14 protein-coding genes and 1 pseudogene are annotated in these 14278 nt (G+C 46.3%); 12 read left to right on the forward strand and 3 right to left on the reverse strand.

All coding sequences use genetic code 11. The features are described 5' to 3' along the window. Nucleotides 1-149 precede the first annotated feature (149 nt). The 12 genes from rpsF to Q8P13_02055 all read left to right on the forward strand — a co-directional run bounded on the left by rpsF (nt 150) and on the right by Q8P13_02055 (nt 12151). The gene (rpsF, locus tag Q8P13_02000) at nt 150-497 is read left to right on the forward strand and encodes a 30S ribosomal protein S6 (GenBank protein ID MDP2671213.1); all 348 of its coding nucleotides are present in this window, start codon (nt 150-152) and stop codon (nt 495-497) included. A 52-nt stretch (nt 498-549) separates the two neighbouring features. Further along, nucleotides 550-1107: a single-stranded DNA-binding protein gene (locus Q8P13_02005; protein MDP2671214.1), complete on the forward strand. Its 558-nt coding sequence runs from the start codon at nt 550-552 to the stop codon at nt 1105-1107. 5 nt (nt 1108-1112) lie between these two features. Next, the gene (rpsR, locus tag Q8P13_02010; GenBank protein ID MDP2671215.1) at nt 1113-1343 is read left to right on the forward strand and encodes a 30S ribosomal protein S18; all 231 of its coding nucleotides are present in this window, start codon (nt 1113-1115) and stop codon (nt 1341-1343) included. Between the two features lie 96 nt (nt 1344-1439). Continuing rightward, nucleotides 1440-2489, forward strand: a complete 1050-nt coding sequence (locus tag Q8P13_02015; protein MDP2671216.1) for a hypothetical protein — start codon at nt 1440-1442, stop codon at nt 2487-2489. Then, complete coding sequence (locus Q8P13_02020; protein ID MDP2671217.1) at nt 2486-3544, forward strand: hypothetical protein; 1059 nt, start codon at nt 2486-2488, stop codon at nt 3542-3544. The genes Q8P13_02015 and Q8P13_02020 overlap by 4 nt, the downstream gene beginning before the upstream one ends. 2 nt (nt 3545-3546) lie before the next feature. Beyond that, on the forward strand, nt 3547-4776 hold the full coding sequence (locus Q8P13_02025; protein ID MDP2671218.1) for a S41 family peptidase: 1230 nt from the start codon (nt 3547-3549) through the stop codon (nt 4774-4776). 279 nt (nt 4777-5055) lie between these two features. Beyond that, the gene (locus tag Q8P13_02030) at nt 5056-6324 is read left to right on the forward strand and encodes a hypothetical protein (GenBank protein MDP2671219.1); all 1269 of its coding nucleotides are present in this window, start codon (nt 5056-5058) and stop codon (nt 6322-6324) included. Between the two features lie 108 nt (nt 6325-6432). Then, nucleotides 6433-7581 carry a trypsin-like peptidase domain-containing protein gene (locus Q8P13_02035; GenBank protein ID MDP2671220.1) on the forward strand — a complete coding sequence of 383 codons (1149 nt, stop codon included), beginning with the start codon at nt 6433-6435 and terminating at the stop codon, nt 7579-7581. A gap of 44 nt (nt 7582-7625) precedes the next feature. Next, a complete protein-coding gene (locus tag Q8P13_02040) occupies nt 7626-8162 on the forward strand; it encodes a dockerin type I domain-containing protein (protein MDP2671221.1) in 537 nt (178 codons plus the stop codon). 43 nt (nt 8163-8205) lie between these two features. After that, on the forward strand, nt 8206-9828 hold the full coding sequence (locus Q8P13_02045; GenBank protein MDP2671222.1) for a hypothetical protein: 1623 nt from the start codon (nt 8206-8208) through the stop codon (nt 9826-9828). Between the two features lie 41 nt (nt 9829-9869). Further along, nucleotides 9870-11210: a hypothetical protein gene (locus Q8P13_02050; protein MDP2671223.1), complete on the forward strand. Its 1341-nt coding sequence runs from the start codon at nt 9870-9872 to the stop codon at nt 11208-11210. Beyond that, nucleotides 11207-12151, forward strand: coding sequence for a cohesin domain-containing protein (locus Q8P13_02055; protein ID MDP2671224.1), 945 nt, complete (start codon nt 11207-11209; stop codon nt 12149-12151). The genes Q8P13_02050 and Q8P13_02055 overlap by 4 nt, the downstream gene beginning before the upstream one ends. Here the strand turns inward: Q8P13_02055 and prmC are convergent. The 3 genes and pseudogenes from prmC to rpmE form a co-directional block, all read right to left on the reverse strand. Then, entirely contained in the window at nt 12148-12876 is a 729-nt protein-coding gene (gene prmC, locus Q8P13_02060; GenBank protein MDP2671225.1) for a peptide chain release factor N(5)-glutamine methyltransferase, read from the reverse strand. The two genes, Q8P13_02055 and prmC, sit on opposite strands and share 4 nt — an antisense overlap. Then, on the reverse strand, nt 12873-13778 hold the full coding sequence (prfA, locus tag Q8P13_02065; protein MDP2671226.1) for a peptide chain release factor 1: 906 nt from the start codon (nt 13776-13778) through the stop codon (nt 12873-12875). Before prfA ends, prmC begins: the two co-directional genes overlap by 4 nt. A gap of 117 nt (nt 13779-13895) precedes the next feature. After that, nucleotides 13896-14078, reverse strand: a pseudogene (gene rpmE, locus Q8P13_02070) (50S ribosomal protein L31). Between the last annotated feature and the right edge of the window lie 200 nt (nt 14079-14278).

The following is a 14278-nucleotide window of genomic DNA, read 5'->3' on the forward strand; positions in this document are numbered from 1 at the left end:
TTTTCACCTTCCCGGATTCTTAGGCGGGATAATATCTCGAAAAGACAAAAATTGCAAATTACAAAAAAGCTTGAAGGTGCTTGCTCCCGCATGTTATACTCGGACTCGGTTTTTAAAATACCTGAAAACGAAAGGAAACCAAAGCAAAAATGGCTGACTATGAGCTTGCTTTAGTAACTTCTGACGATTTGCCAGAAAAAGACAAAAAAGAGTTGCTTTCGACAGTCGAAAAGAAAGTTGCTCTCGGCGAAGGAAAAGTGGGAAATATTGAAGAGTGGCCGAGAAAAAGCCTCGCTTACCCAATCAACAAAAAAACTACAGCCAATTTTACTTTCGTTGAATTTAGTGGAGATGCCTCTGTTCCAGCGGCGATCAGACGAGAACTGAACTTGTCCGAAAACATTTTGCGTTCCCTTTTAATAAAAAAAGAGGCAGTCAAGGCAAAAGCCAAAGATAGGAGAGCAAGGATCAAAAAGGCCAAGGAGGATCTGAATTAATTTAGAATTAATAATGAAGAATTCTGAATTTTAGCTACGGAGGTTAAAAACTATGTCTAGTAGAAGTTTGAACAAAGTGATGCTGATTGGTAATCTGACCCGAGATCCGGAGTTGCGCTACACCCCGCAGGGAACTGCGGTCTGTTCTTTTGGACTAGCTACGAATCGTAGCTGGATGCCATCAGATGCCTCCGAAAGACGGGAAGAAACTGAATTTCACCGCATTGTCTCCTGGAACAAACTAGCTGAGCTTTGTAGTCAACTGTTGACCAAGGGTCGTAAAGTTTATATTGAAGGTCGGCTCCAAACCCGGAGTTGGGAAGGTCAGGATGGAGAAAAGCGCCAAGCAACTGAAGTCGTTGCTGAGGATATGGTCATTCTTGATTCAAAAAGAGAACGAGAAGGTGGTGAGGCTGAGTTTTCTGAGTCTGGGAGTCAGGAAGTAGCTGCCGAGGCAGCTGGCGAGAAGAAAGAGACCAAGAAAGCCACCGCCGAAAAAGAGGAAGACTCTTCTGAGAGCAAAGTAGAAAAGAAATCAAAAGACGAGAAAAAAGAAAAGGAAAGTAAAGAGGAAGACGACGTCATTGACCTCGACGATATTCCCTTCTAAAAACTATGGCACAGACAAATTCACGAAACAAGCGCAAGGTTTGTAATTTTTGCAAAGAAGAGACAAGCGTTTCTTACAAAGACCTTGAAACTTTAAAAAAGTTTACTACCGAAAGAGGAAAAATCGTCGGTCGAGCTAAAACCGGAACCTGCTCAAGTCATCAACGGCAGCTTACGAATGCAATCAAAAGAGCCCGCTATTTGGCTCTGCTTCCGTTTTCCACCAGAAGCCGCTAAAGAGATAACAAAAAAAAAACAAGCGGCATCTTTTCATCTTGGGCAAGCCAGTTTTAATGGTATAATTTTAAGACCGGAAAAGAAAAACTTGCTTCAATGAGCGTACCAAAAGGCAAACTTGTCACCATCGATATTGGTTCTTCCTGGACAAAAGTTTTTGTCATTGATCATGACCGTGGCAACAAACTGGCGATTGGGGGTAGCTACAGTCTTCCAACCTCGAGCGGAGACCTGAAACTCTCTATCGAAGAAATTTTTCAAAAACTAAAAATCATTCCGAAAGAAAATGTTTTGCTTTTCTCAAGCAGCTTTGAAGAAGCTGATAGTCTTGCCAGCGACTATAAGGGAATTTTCGTTCCTTTGGCTGAAATAAAGAAAAACTTGGGAGTGTGGCTCAAACAGCAAGGCTACCCAAACTGCAAATTTTTTGACGCGGGTAGTGATATTTTTAAAGCTGACTACAAAGTAAACGAACTTGGGGCTTTCCTTTCCTTTTCGTTTGGAGAAATTGATCTGGAAAACCATCTTGCCAATCGAGCCATGCATTTTCATACTTTAGCTGAAACTCAGAAGGAAATGGAGACGGACCGGGCGGTAATACGCTCTGCTCTCGCGAAACTCGAGGACAGCCTGAATGAGGCGAGCAACGTCTTGATGACGGGAGCTTTGGTTGCTGCTCAGACCAAGTTTTCAAAACTTGCCTTGGTCATGCTTGACGTTTTGAGTCCACACAAAGTGGCTGAAGTTTTGGTTGATACCAAAAACTTTGCGAACAGTTGGGGAGCGGCAATTACTAAATATAAAGAACTGCTCGATTTCGAAATCGATTTTGTGGAAAAACTAGGTAGTTTTGTTTCCTTGGGTGGGGAGGGAACAGTTGGCTTGGACTACGGACTGAAAAATGTGCAGGAAGTCAAGGTCGCCGAAAATGAGATTGCTTTGATCCCAGCCAATGAGGAACAAGAAGTTCAGGTTGAGTTTTCCATTGGCAAAGAAAAGCGTAAAGTGGAAACCGGTGGAGGACACTACGGAATTTTGCTAGACGGAAGAAAAAAACCTTTACCGCTGATTTTTGGACAGTCGTCTTCCCAAAAAGCAATGTTGAAATGGGAAGAAGCAATTGAAAAAGTGGAGCTGATCAAATGATCAATCCCACTATCTTGCGTATCGGGTCGAGTTCTTATGATCTGGTCAGAAAATTTCCCGGAAAGGGTAAGGCCAGTGTTAAAGTTGGGGACAGTGTGGCCGCAGCTGATATCGTGGCCCATTGCGAAGTTTCGGCGGGACAAAGACTAGTAAAAGTGGCACACAGTTTGGGAGTGGGCGCGCGCGAGGTAGAAAAATATTTGATCCGTTCGGTAGGAGACAGAATTTACCAGGGGGAAGTGATTGCCCGTAGAACTGGAGTACTTGGCTTGGGTAAAAAAGAGGTCAAGTCGCCAGCCGATGGTTTGATTTTTGGTGTCGATGTCAACGGAGACTTGATCATCAAATTCATGCCGACTTCGATTCGCCTCGCAGCCGGAGCAAGTGGTAAAGTGACTGATGTGTCCGAAGACGGTGTGACGATTTCAACTAATGTGACTGAAGTTGCCGCCCCGATCGCTTCCGGAAAAGAACGGGACGGAGCGCTAAAGGTGGTTGGTTCCCACAATGATTTTCTTTTGCCTCAGCACATTGATGCTTCGGCGAGTGGAAAAATTATCGTCGGTGGAGCCCTAGTCGAGCGGGCGACGATCGAAAAAGCACTGACTGTAGGTGTGCACGGTATCGTTGTCGGAGGAATAAACTACCGTGATTTTTTAAGCCTTGGTGTTGGTAGTGATGTCGGTTTGACGGTTTTAGTTACTTGCGGCTACGGGGCCTTTCCAATGGGGGAGGATATTCACGATAAGCTCAAAGCCCTCGAGGGTTATTTTGCTTTTATTTCTGGAGAAAAGGCTAAACTGGTAATCCCCGATCTTAATGCCAAAACAACCAAAGCCAATCAACCTAGTGTGGAGAGCTGGAAGAAGCTTGGTGTCGGGGATAAAGTTAGGGTTCTCCATGAAAAAGAAGAAAAACTCCTCGGCAAAGTTTTGGAGTTGAAAGAAAACCAAGTGCTTCCTTCGACCGTGATCGCCGAAACTGCTCTTGTTGAGTTGACTGACGGAAAAAAGGTTGAAGTGGCAGCAGCCAATTTGCAAATTGTTTTTAGCTAAAAATGAAAGAAAAAATCAAAAGCCTAATAGTTAAACATTACGTTCAAGCGGTTGGGGCCCTGGTACTTTTTGCTCTTGGAGTTTGGATCGGGCAAAACTTTGACATCAACGTCGGCCAAAAAACTACCCGTGGTGAGTTCAAACCCCTGATCAGTCTCAGCAATCGTCAAACTCCGACAAATACTACGGTCAGTTTCAACCAGTTTTGGGAAGTTTGGGATCATCTAACCAGTGAGTACCTGAACAAAAATGATATTGACCAACAAAAACTTCTTTACGGAGCAATCTCAGGTTTGGTTGAAGCGGCTGGAGATCCCTACACTGTTTACCTTGACCCAGAGTCCAACAAAGACTTTGATTCGCAGCTCAACGGTACTTTTGAGGGGGTGGGGATTGAGATTGGTTCCAAGGACGGCAAACTTGTCGTCATCTCACCAATTGAAGGCACACCAGCGATGGAAGCTGGGGTACTGGCGGGGGATATCATCACCAAAATTGACGGTAAGGACGCTTCCAGCCTGTCACTAGTAGAGGCAGTCAAAACTATTCGTGGGCAAGCGGGCACCCCCGTCCATTTTGTTTTTTCACGAGCCGGGAAACTAGTTAACAAGACCATCACTCGTACCAAAATCACCATCAAGAGTGTTGAGTTTGCCAACAAAGGAGAGGAAGTTGCTGTGATCCGGATTAATCGCTTCGGAGACTCAACTCAGGAAGAGTGGGACAGTGCGGTGAACAAATTTACTTCGGGGAAGTTCCAAAAACTTATTCTCGATCTGCGCAACAATCCTGGTGGCAGACTGGATACTGCCATTTACATTGCCAATGAGTTTGTCGCAGCCGGAACTAGTGTAGTTTTGGAAGAAGACTCGGGTGGAAACAGACAGGAATTTAAAGGTGAGCGTAACGGGCGCCTGCAAGAGATTACCCCAGTAGTTTTGCTCAATAAAGGCAGTGCCTCAGCTTCTGAAATTGTCGCCGGAGCCCTAAGAGACTTGAAAGGTGCACCTCTGCTCGGGGAAACCAGCTATGGAAAAGGGACGGTCCAAAAAGTTGAAGATTTGGAGGCAGGTGCAGCTCTACATATCACTATCGCTAAATGGCTTACCCCCAAAGGAATTTGGGTTCATGGTAAAGGGCTCAAGCCCGATACCGAAGTTAAACTAACCGCCAAAGACATCAAAGCAAACAAAGATCCCCAACTAGAGGCAGCCCTCAAACTGCTAAAATAAGATTTCTCCCAGTTTGACAAAAAGAGGCTTCTCCTGTTAAATTTCTAATATGTTTTCCAGCCTGAACCAGAAGAAGCAAAAGATTTCCAACTAAGTTGGCGGTCTTGTTGTGCCTTGGTTTAAGCTTTCTCCCCAAACAAATTTCCAGATAAACAAAGACATTATTAGGCTAGCCAAGAGGTAGTTAGTCTGGTGAAGGGAGGAGTTAGCTTGACTTCTGGTTGGGCAAAGGCTAATATCAGCCTCAATTCGTTAAGTGCGGAAGAAAGAGAGGACGAAATGAATAAGGAGATTCTCGCTGGTATTCAAGAGCGTGGGTTGAACTTGCTTGATGAGATGAGACAGCACCTCGCGAACAAGTATCCTGGCCTGCCTATCCCCCCGATTGTTGAAGAAGTGGTCATCGACACTACCACCCAAGGACCAGCGATCGTTGGTGTTTACGACCATTTCCTAGCCCTACAGGAACTGGAGGAAATGCCGATTGCCTTGTTGAGAGCCAGTAGCGCAGTCGGTCTACCGGTGGTCATTGCTCACGGTGAAGGTTCGCTGCTGCTGGAATCACGTGCCATCTATGTCCAGTGGGGTTTGCGGGAGCGTGAAGGCAGGTGGGAAGTGGTTTACTACGAGCACCCTCTCTTAGCTGGCTATGTTCGCCTCTCGCCCTTCGACCTCTTTCTGGAGTGGCGAGATCTTTTTCAGCGGGGGATCCCCGGCATCTTCAACCAGAAGTTCGAAGAAGCGACTATGGATAAATTCGCCAGCCTTGAATTCTTTGCGAAGGCAAAGGCGCCCTGTCCTGAAACCGCTCATTTTCGGATGAGTCTCAGGCGGGTTGAGAACCGAGACGAGAAGGTGAAAGCCAGGTTAGTCGAGATGGAGGCTAAGGGCATTTTCACTACCGGCGCGGTTGTTAAACCAGTCGGCTCTTCCCTGGGAATGGGAGTAGTGATGTTCCCGGAGGGTGTGAGGGTGGAGGAAATCGCCGTCGATATACTCGCCCGTAATCACGATGTTATCGTTCAACGCCGCATCAATCCACCACCTCTAGTCATTGAGGGAGAAGATTTCGACTGGAACTTCCGGGTCCTTGTTGCCCGCAACAGCTTGAACGAACCCGCCGTGGTTGCTATCGAAATTCGCTACTCCTCAAAGGGTGGTGTCGTCAACGCGGCCCAAGGTGCTAAGCGCCTGACCTTCGAGGATTTCATTTCCCGGATGGGTTGGGATCTAACCAAGGTTCGTCAGGCGATAGAGGCCCTAAGCCTGTCGATGTTTCGGGCTATCGAAGATGGTTTGGGTCTGGTCGATCCACAGCAAGATGCAGTGGGGTTGGACATCATCGTCGATCACGATCGTAAGGCCTACGCCATGGAGATCAACGGTAGCTTGGCGATGGGCTATTTGGGTTTAGACGAGCTTCAACCAGATGCATCCAGCAGCGCGCTATCCTTGTTGAAGTTGATGGAGCTGCGAGCTCGGGTCTATGTCCACAATCGAGTGCACTTGCTTGTTTATCAGCCCGAAGTGGTTGGGGAAGGAGGTTGAGAGACGAGGCGCCCCTTTTTGAACTTCGGTTCGGGGGCGCTTCATCGGCCTTAATATCCTGACAGAGAGACTTGAATTCCCTAGATTATTTGTTTAGAATAAATTTTCATGCCCGAAGAAAAAAAGAGACTTTACATCAAAATAGGGGTTTTGCTGGGAGCGGTTCTACTCACTGGGCTGATCGGTGGGGTGGTCGCCTCTTCTTACCCAAACTGGTACAGTTCCCTTCCTTTCAAAAACTCTCTACCAAACTTTTTAAAACCCCCCGACTCAGAGGTCAACTCAAGTAAAGAAGTAGTCCGCACTGTTGAGGAATCGGCCGTCATCGACGCAGTTGAGGAGGCTTCTCCTTCGGTCGTTTCCATCATTGCCAAGACAGTAAACTTTGACCCGGCCCTTGGAGTCGTGACTGACCAACAAGGTATTGGGACCGGCTTTATCGTTGATTCTTCAGGAATTGTCATTACCAACAACCATGTCGTTTGTGAAACGGGAATTGATTACAACGTCCTGACCAAAGACGGCAAAAGCTACGCCGTGACAAAAATTGATACGGACCCAGCTAATGACGTTGCTATTCTCAAGATCAAAGGTAGCAGCTTCCAAGCACTTGCCCTTGCCGATTCAGACCCAAAGATCTTAAAAGTCGGACAAAAAGTCATTGCCATTGGCAATGCTCTAGGACAGTTTCAGAATACAGTCACTGTTGGAGTCATTTCCGGTATTGGTCGGGGAGTGACTGCTCAGGGAGGTTGCGGGGGACAATCGGAAGAAACATTGCAAAATGTGATTCAAACTGATGCTGCTCTCAACCCGGGGAATTCTGGCGGACCCCTGCTCGATTTGAGTGGAAAGGTGGTTGGCGTGAACTTTGCCGTTTCCACCAGTGCCCAAAACATCGGCTTTGTCATTCCGATCAACCGGGTCAAAAAAATTCTTGATCAGTACAAAAAAGAAGGCCGCATCATCCGTCCTTTCTTGGGGATTCGTTATCGTTTGATTGACCCTCAGGAATCTGCGGCCCGCAGTGTTCCGCAGGGAGCGTTTGTTTCTAGTGTGGTGGTGGCTTCACCCGCAGCCACTGCAGGTATTGAGGTAGGCGATATCATCACCAAGCTCAACAAGCAAAAGGTGAGTTTAAGTAACGATATTGTTACCATTTTGAATGATGTGGTTGTAGGTAAGGAAATTTCAGTCGAGGTCTACCGGAATGGGAGAAGCATTGCTCTCAAAATTGTTCCTCGAGAAGCGGACTAAAATCATTTGACAGCAGCAGGCATTTCACGCTTTAATATAAATTGATGTCTGACAACGGTTTATTTGGACTACCCAGCTTCCGACGTAGAATTGGAGTAGTCGCCTCTTTGTTCATTCTTTTTGCTATTCCAGTCACAGTCATTGCCACTTTGCAAGGCCGTTCCGATCTCTCCCGGGCCGCGGCTTGTCTGGATATCAGCAATGACGGTGGCGTTGACTCAGCTGATAGCAGTCTCTTGAAGAATCAAATTGAGACCAAGATCTATTCAAAGGCAAGCGACTTTGATAGTGATGGGGTGGTAAACGAAACTGACCAGCTGATTCTAAACGAAAGTTTGGGCGAAACCTGCTCACCACAAGTAACCTTCTTTGCTAGTCCGGATAGTATCAAGATAGGTGAAAGTGCTGTTTTGACCTGGACGGTTGCTCACGCGAGCAAAGTCGAGATTGAGGGGGTCGGAGAGGTTGCTAAAGAAGGCGAAATCAAAGTTAACCCAACTGAAAGTAAAACTTACCAATTGAGCGCAAGCGGCCCCGGTGGGCAAGTAGTTGGGGCCTCAACCCTAAAAGTCACCCATTAATTCTCTTTGACAGGTTAGATCCGTCTTGTTAGCATATTAATTAATGCCCAAGATTCAAGTGGCGAAAAAACTTTGGTTCTCTCTTTTTGTTGTTCTAGTACTTTTTGTCTCTGTCATTTTTACCCAACTGGCGAGTTTGAACAGCCGTGATACACGCACGCAAGCAGCCTCGGCTCCAACTACAGTGACTTGGACCGATCCGATCCGCTTCCGCGATACTGTTTGTTTGCACGGAACCAGTGTTTGTCAGCCTTTTCATACAACGACCTCTACTTCAGATACTTGGACGGTAGCTGACAATGTCAGCTATGATCTCCACGTTGATGTGAGTAAAGACGGCTCAACTTGGTACGGTTGGGAGCAAAACAACAATTTGAGCAAGGATTGTCCCGGTTCGACCTGCTCAAGAACCTTTAGTTGGGCTCAAGTGGACTTTGTGGTGCGCACGACAATCGACAACATTGATCACGCGGTGAGAAGACCGACAACAAGCTATACTTACAGTTCAGCTCCGCCGAATTTTAGCTACACTGGTAGTGTAGTTTTCCACTATTTGGACAATTTAAGTCCTCAGGGAATTACGATCAAGAATTTGTCGGGTAATACCGGTCCTTGTACTGTCAGTTGTCCGGTTCCACCACCAAGTGTTGATATCAAGGCAAACAATTCAGATAGCTCAATTACGATTCCCTACAACTCAAGTGTGACGATAAAATGGACTTCCTCCGGCTCACCAACCTCTTGTTCAGTTTCACCGACCGGTTGGACTGGAACGAGCGGTCAGCAGAGCCAAACTCTGACCTCAGCGCGTACTTACAAGGCGACTTGTAGTAACAGTGGCGGAAGCGATTCAGACTCAGTGACTGTCAATGTAAGTGCTCCGGGTGCTCCTTCAGTCAACATCAAAGCCAATGGCTCCGATGGCCCAATCAAAATTACCAAAGGCAAAACCGTGACGATCAGTTGGACCAGTGGGGCCAACACCACTTCATGTACGATTGCGCCGTTTGGTTGGACCGGGTTGAGCGGGTCAAAAAGTAGTGGGGCATTGAGTAAATCGACCACCTTCAAAGCTAGTTGTACTGGTCCTGGGGGGAGTGGGTCAGATTCAGTTGTAGTCAATGTCGAGACCGCCTCAACTAGTCCAACTAGCGGTAGTTCTGTTCCGATCATCAAAAGCACGACTCCGAAGACAACTTCAATAAGTAAAGACGCACTTGCCGGGTCAAAAACCAAGGTTACTTCGAAGACAGCCTTGGATATTGTTTTAAGCAGTGGGACCAACCGCTTTTTGATTGGAGCTAAAGAAGTTAGGGTTTCAATCACTGCGACCAAAGTCAGCAAAAAACTGGTTATCAACCACGACAACGAGTATTTTAGAATCAGTGCCTCTGAACTGAAGGTTGGTAAAATTTACACTTTGGAAATTTCTGGAGACTGGCTTGTTTCTCAGACCCAACGTTTCAAAGTAAACGCAAAGGGAACCAATTTAAAGCTAGAACCACTTATTATCGGGGATTTGACCGGCGAAGGTCGGATCAATGACGATGATATTTTTGAGTTTTTGAACGGCTTTCTCAGCGATAAATTTTATGATTTTAATGTTGATGGGGTAGTCAACAGTTTTGATTACTCTATTTTGATTGGCAACTCGGAAGGAACCTAAGTTTTTGACAAGGGGAAAACCCCCTGCTAGCATGTATTTAAGTGAGCAAGTTTGGAAAATTTCAAAAACGAAGAGTTTGGCTCAGCCTTATTACTACCTTTGTTCTATTGGGGGCAATTGTGTTTACTCAATTTGCTGCTAAAAACTCTGGCGATTTGCGTATCAAAGCAGCTACCTGCGCTTCAGGAGAAAATTTGGTGAGTCTACGTCCAGTTGCCAACAGCTACGTCAAGCTTTGGTCCCAAAGTCCCAGTAGCGGTACAGAGTTTGACAAGGTAGATGAGGCAGTTGCTGATGGAAATAATACTTATATCTGGGATGATACGAAACCTTCCAATTTCGTGGCTTTTTCTCACCAAAGCCTAAGTTTGAGTTCAGACAAAGCTGTCAAAAGGGTTGCTGTTTACCTCGTCGCCAGAAGAAGCGGTAATGCCGCCAGTGTGGCGCCCGGACTTTATCTGGGAGGTAATTTTTACTCTGGAACTACAAATTCGGCTGGGCCCAATTACTCAGAGTACAGCAACACTTGGCTTTCCAATCCAGCTGGTGGGTCTTGGACCGCCAGTTCGGTAAATTCGGCGGGTGTGGCTGCCCGTTCCAGTCGAGTCAATCAGGGAAACGCACTCTCGATCACGCAAATGTGGATGGATGTTTGTTGGGTTTATAAAGCTCCGATGGTTAATATCAAGGCCAATGGTTCCAACGGGCCAATTACTATTCCCTACAACAGCGCCGCAACTTTGAGTTGGAGTAGTAGCTACGCTACTTCTTGCCCTGGTTTTTCAGCTACGAGTGGTTCCAAATCAATCGGTAAACTGACCTCGTCGCGGACTTTTAGTATTACTTGTACGGGTAAGGGGGGAAGCGGAAGCGACTCGGTCAGAGTCAACCTTTCGGCTCCTCCTACTTCGGGTGGTGGCGGTTCTGATTCTAGCCCCCCACCCTCGTCTGGAGGCGAAACAAAGGCAAAGCCGACGGTTGCTAGTATTAGTCTCCGAACCTCAGCCAACGCGTTTTTGATAAATGGTAAAGAAGTCGAGGCAACCATCAAAGGTACAAGCGTCACCAAAAAGGTTACCTTTTCCAAAGATGCGACTAGCGTTAGTCTTAAGACCTCGGCTTTAACCGTGGGTAAAACCTATATTTTGGAACTCAAAACTCCGTGGTTACTTACACAAAACTTTAGTTTCAAGCTAAAATCAGGGGTGAAATTGGCTGCAGGGCCTTTGATTTTTGGGGATGTAACCGCAGACAACAGAATATCGGAAACTGATATAGTAGAGTTTTTGGCGGGTTTTATCAACGATCAAAACTACGATTTTAACGCAGATGGGGTGGTCAACAGTTTTGATTATTCAATTTTGATTAACAACCTAAAATGAAAAAACAGAGACGACAATTTTACTTTTTTAACAAAGTCATGACCGCAGGCTTTTGTTTACTGGTCTTTTTGGCTTTGGCCAAGGCAGCTTCCGCTGCGGGTTTATCGCTTACTCCAAGTTCAGGCAACGTGAAATCAGGAGAAGAGCTTAAAGTTCAACTTGTTCTTGATACTGACAGTACTGAGACAGTTGATGGAGCTGATGCTATCCTCACTTTTGATGACAACCGACTCAAGCCAAAGGAAGTAAAGTCAACTGGAGAATTTAGCAATTTGATTACCAAAGAAAGTCCAGGGAGACTACAAATCACCGCTTTAGCTTCCAAAGAAGGGCAAAATTTTGAAACCTCGATTCCTCTCGCCGAAGTGACCTTCACTATTCTTCAGTCAGGTGTAGCTGCGGTTGGTTTTGATTTTAGCGAAGGCTCGACGACTGATTCAAATGTAGTCCAGCACAAAACCCTCAAAGACATTCTCCAAAGCGTCAACGGCGGAAACTATTCTGTGACAGCGACTCCTGGGCAACAAACGGTCAGTCTTTTGAAAAGGATTTTTCCAATTTTGATCATAATCTTTGTCCTGTTCTTAATCGGGTTTGGGGTTTTCTGGTTCGTCCGAAGAGGGGGTTTTGGTTTCTTTGGTGGAGGAGGGCAGGATGAGGATGTCTTTTATCCAGAATCAGTGCCAATGGACGAAGTTCCAAAGGATGTAGAAATTCCAAGTGGGCAGCCTCTGACAGCTCAGGGCCAAGAAGAGCAGACGGCTGCCTCACTACCAACTGAGACCGCGGCAGCTGACTCGCAACCGCCTGTTTCTGTCCCACCAGGTCCTGAGGAAACTCCCGAACAACAGTCATCGGACCAGCCCTACAACGCCTGGACCGCCGCCCCACCGCCAACAAATCAGCCTCCGACTCCGCCGGTGAGTGGAGAGGGTAGCTAAAAAACTTTGGTCAAAAGCTGTCCGTCGATTTCGTAGACTAGCTTGCAACCCTTCTTCAGTTTACTTTTTGCTTCTTCAAAAAGCCGTTTGTAAAAAGTCATTTGGGATTGACCGGAGTCAAGAGCACTTCGTGGTTCGTAGTTTCTCACCTCTTCTTTTAAGTTCAGATAATTCCTTGTTGGGATGTAGGGTAGGTTGGCCACAATCAAATCAAGTTTTTCCTCTATTCCCTCGGTTAAATCAGTTTGGATAAACTCAATTCTGTCTAAAACTAAATGAAGGGCGGCATTTTTCCGAGCCACAAAGAGAGCAGCCGTGGAAGTATCAGTAGCCATGATTCTAGCGGAAGGAAGACTGAGGGCGAGAGAAACCGCGATACAGCCACTGCCGGTTCCAACGTCAACTAGAGTTGGGTTTGGGAAATTTTTTACTGACTGAATTACTTCTTCTACCAAATCTTCACTTTCCGCACGAGGAATCAAAACCTTTGGGTTGACCAGAAACTTGAAGCCAAAAAACTCTTTATAACCAAGAATATAGGCTAGGGGTTCGCTTTTGGCTCGTCGGTCAACTAAATTCTTGAAGTTCGTTGTTTGGGTTTTGGTTAAATCTTGTTCCGGATGAGCAAAAAGAAAGGAACGATCTTTTTTTAAAAGCTCAGCGAGCAGAATCTCAGTTTCGGTTCGATCAATCGTTGAGGCAGCCAAGGTCCACTTAATTGTCATTGGTCTTGAGATTGGAAGGCGGTGATGATGGGTTTTAAATTGCCTTCAAGTATTTCTTCGATGTTGTGAAAGCTTTTGCCGAGACGATGATCAGTGATACGGTCTTGTGGGAAGTTGTAAGTACGAATCTTTTCTGACCTATCCCCAGAGCCGATCTGCTCTTTTCGAGTAGAATCTATATTACTTCGTTTTCTCTCTTCTTCGGCTTGATAAAGGCGGGCGCGGAGAACACCTAGTGCGCGCTGCCGGTTTTGCAACTGACTGCGCTCTGAAGAACAAGTGGCGACTAATCCAGTGGGAAGGTGGGTGATTCTTACCGCGGTCTCAACTTTTTGAACATTTTGTCCACCATGGCCCCCGGCGCGGAAAGTGTCAATTTTGAGATCGGTTGGGTTAATTTCGAAGTCTTTTTCTTTTATTTCCGGTAAAACTGCCACCGAGGCAGTGGAAGTGTGAATCCTTCCGCCAGACTCAGTTTCAGGTACTCTTTGAACACGATGGACTCCGGACTCGAGCCTTAGATCTTCGTAGGCCGCAGGGTTGCCAATTCGAAAAATCACTTCTTTAATATTGCCAAGCCCACCTTCGTTGATGGAAAGTTGCTCTACCTTCCAGCCTTGGTTGTCGGCAAAACGAGTGTACATTCGGTAGAGAACACCGGCGAAAAGGCCAGCCTCGTCACCTCCAGCGGCAGCTCTGATTTCAAGCAGCGCTCCTGAGGCGGTTTCGACTTCGCCGGGGTTTGAGCCGGTCAATGCTTTCTCAAGCGCTTCCTTCTGCTCTTGGAGAGCCTTAACTTCCTCTTCTGCTAGTTGTCTCAAACTTTCATCAGAAGCAATCAGCTCTTTGAGATCTGCAATTTTTTTGTCTAACTCTTCAATTTGGGATTGGAGATAGTCCATCTAACTTATAGAATAGGGGAAAATTTAAGAAGCTTCAATCAGTTCCAGCATTTCTTTGAGAGATTTTGGTCTCTCCGCCGCCTTGGTTTCGCTAGGCTTTTTTGCTTTTCGATCTTTTTTAGCAGTCAGACGGCGCTCAAAAGCTTCAACTCGACCCTCAGTATCGACAAATTTTGCTTGCCCGGTGAAGAAGGGATGGCATTTGCTGCAGACTTCAACGTGAATCTCGGGTCGTGTGGAACCAACCGTGAAAGTTGTGCCGCAAGAGCAAGTTACTTTGGCGTTTTCGAAGTACTCGATCGGCCCAAGTTCGCGCTTTTCTAGACCTTTTTCTTTTTTGACTGGAGTTTCGGCCACGGCTTCGCTAGCTTCTTCTTTTTCGAGAACTGCAGTTTGGACGGAGTCTTGAGTTGTTGCTACTTGTTTCTGCTCTTCCATAAAATTAGCTTCAAAATTTTGTCCCAATGATTCTAACACAGGAATTGTGATTCTACAAGTTC

Source organism: bacterium (genome assembly GCA_030704665.1).
Lineage (GTDB): Bacteria > Patescibacteriota > Microgenomatia > Woykebacterales > RBG-16-39-9b > JAUYID01.

Bases quoted from the DNA above. Each gene is read 5' to 3' on its own strand.
- rpsF (MDP2671213.1), top strand. From the start codon at position 150: ATGGCTGACTATGAGCTTGCTTTAGTAACTTCTGACGATTTGCCAGAA.
- Q8P13_02005 (MDP2671214.1), top strand. From the start codon at position 550: ATGTCTAGTAGAAGTTTGAACAAAGTGATGCTGATTGGTAATCTGACC.
- rpsR (MDP2671215.1), top strand. From the start codon at position 1,113: ATGGCACAGACAAATTCACGAAACAAGCGCAAGGTTTGTAATTTTTGC.
- Q8P13_02015 (MDP2671216.1), top strand. From the start codon at position 1,440: ATGAGCGTACCAAAAGGCAAACTTGTCACCATCGATATTGGTTCTTCC.
- Q8P13_02020 (MDP2671217.1), top strand. From the start codon at position 2,486: ATGATCAATCCCACTATCTTGCGTATCGGGTCGAGTTCTTATGATCTG.
- Q8P13_02025 (MDP2671218.1), top strand. From the start codon at position 3,547: ATGAAAGAAAAAATCAAAAGCCTAATAGTTAAACATTACGTTCAAGCG.
- Q8P13_02030 (MDP2671219.1), top strand. From the start codon at position 5,056: ATGAATAAGGAGATTCTCGCTGGTATTCAAGAGCGTGGGTTGAACTTG.
- Q8P13_02035 (MDP2671220.1), top strand. From the start codon at position 6,433: ATGCCCGAAGAAAAAAAGAGACTTTACATCAAAATAGGGGTTTTGCTG.
- Q8P13_02040 (MDP2671221.1), top strand. From the start codon at position 7,626: ATGTCTGACAACGGTTTATTTGGACTACCCAGCTTCCGACGTAGAATT.
- Q8P13_02045 (MDP2671222.1), top strand. From the start codon at position 8,206: ATGCCCAAGATTCAAGTGGCGAAAAAACTTTGGTTCTCTCTTTTTGTT.
- Q8P13_02055 (MDP2671224.1), top strand. From the start codon at position 11,207: ATGAAAAAACAGAGACGACAATTTTACTTTTTTAACAAAGTCATGACC.
- prmC (MDP2671225.1), bottom strand. From the start codon at position 12,876: ATGACAATTAAGTGGACCTTGGCTGCCTCAACGATTGATCGAACCGAA.
- prfA (MDP2671226.1), bottom strand. From the start codon at position 13,778: ATGGACTATCTCCAATCCCAAATTGAAGAGTTAGACAAAAAAATTGCA.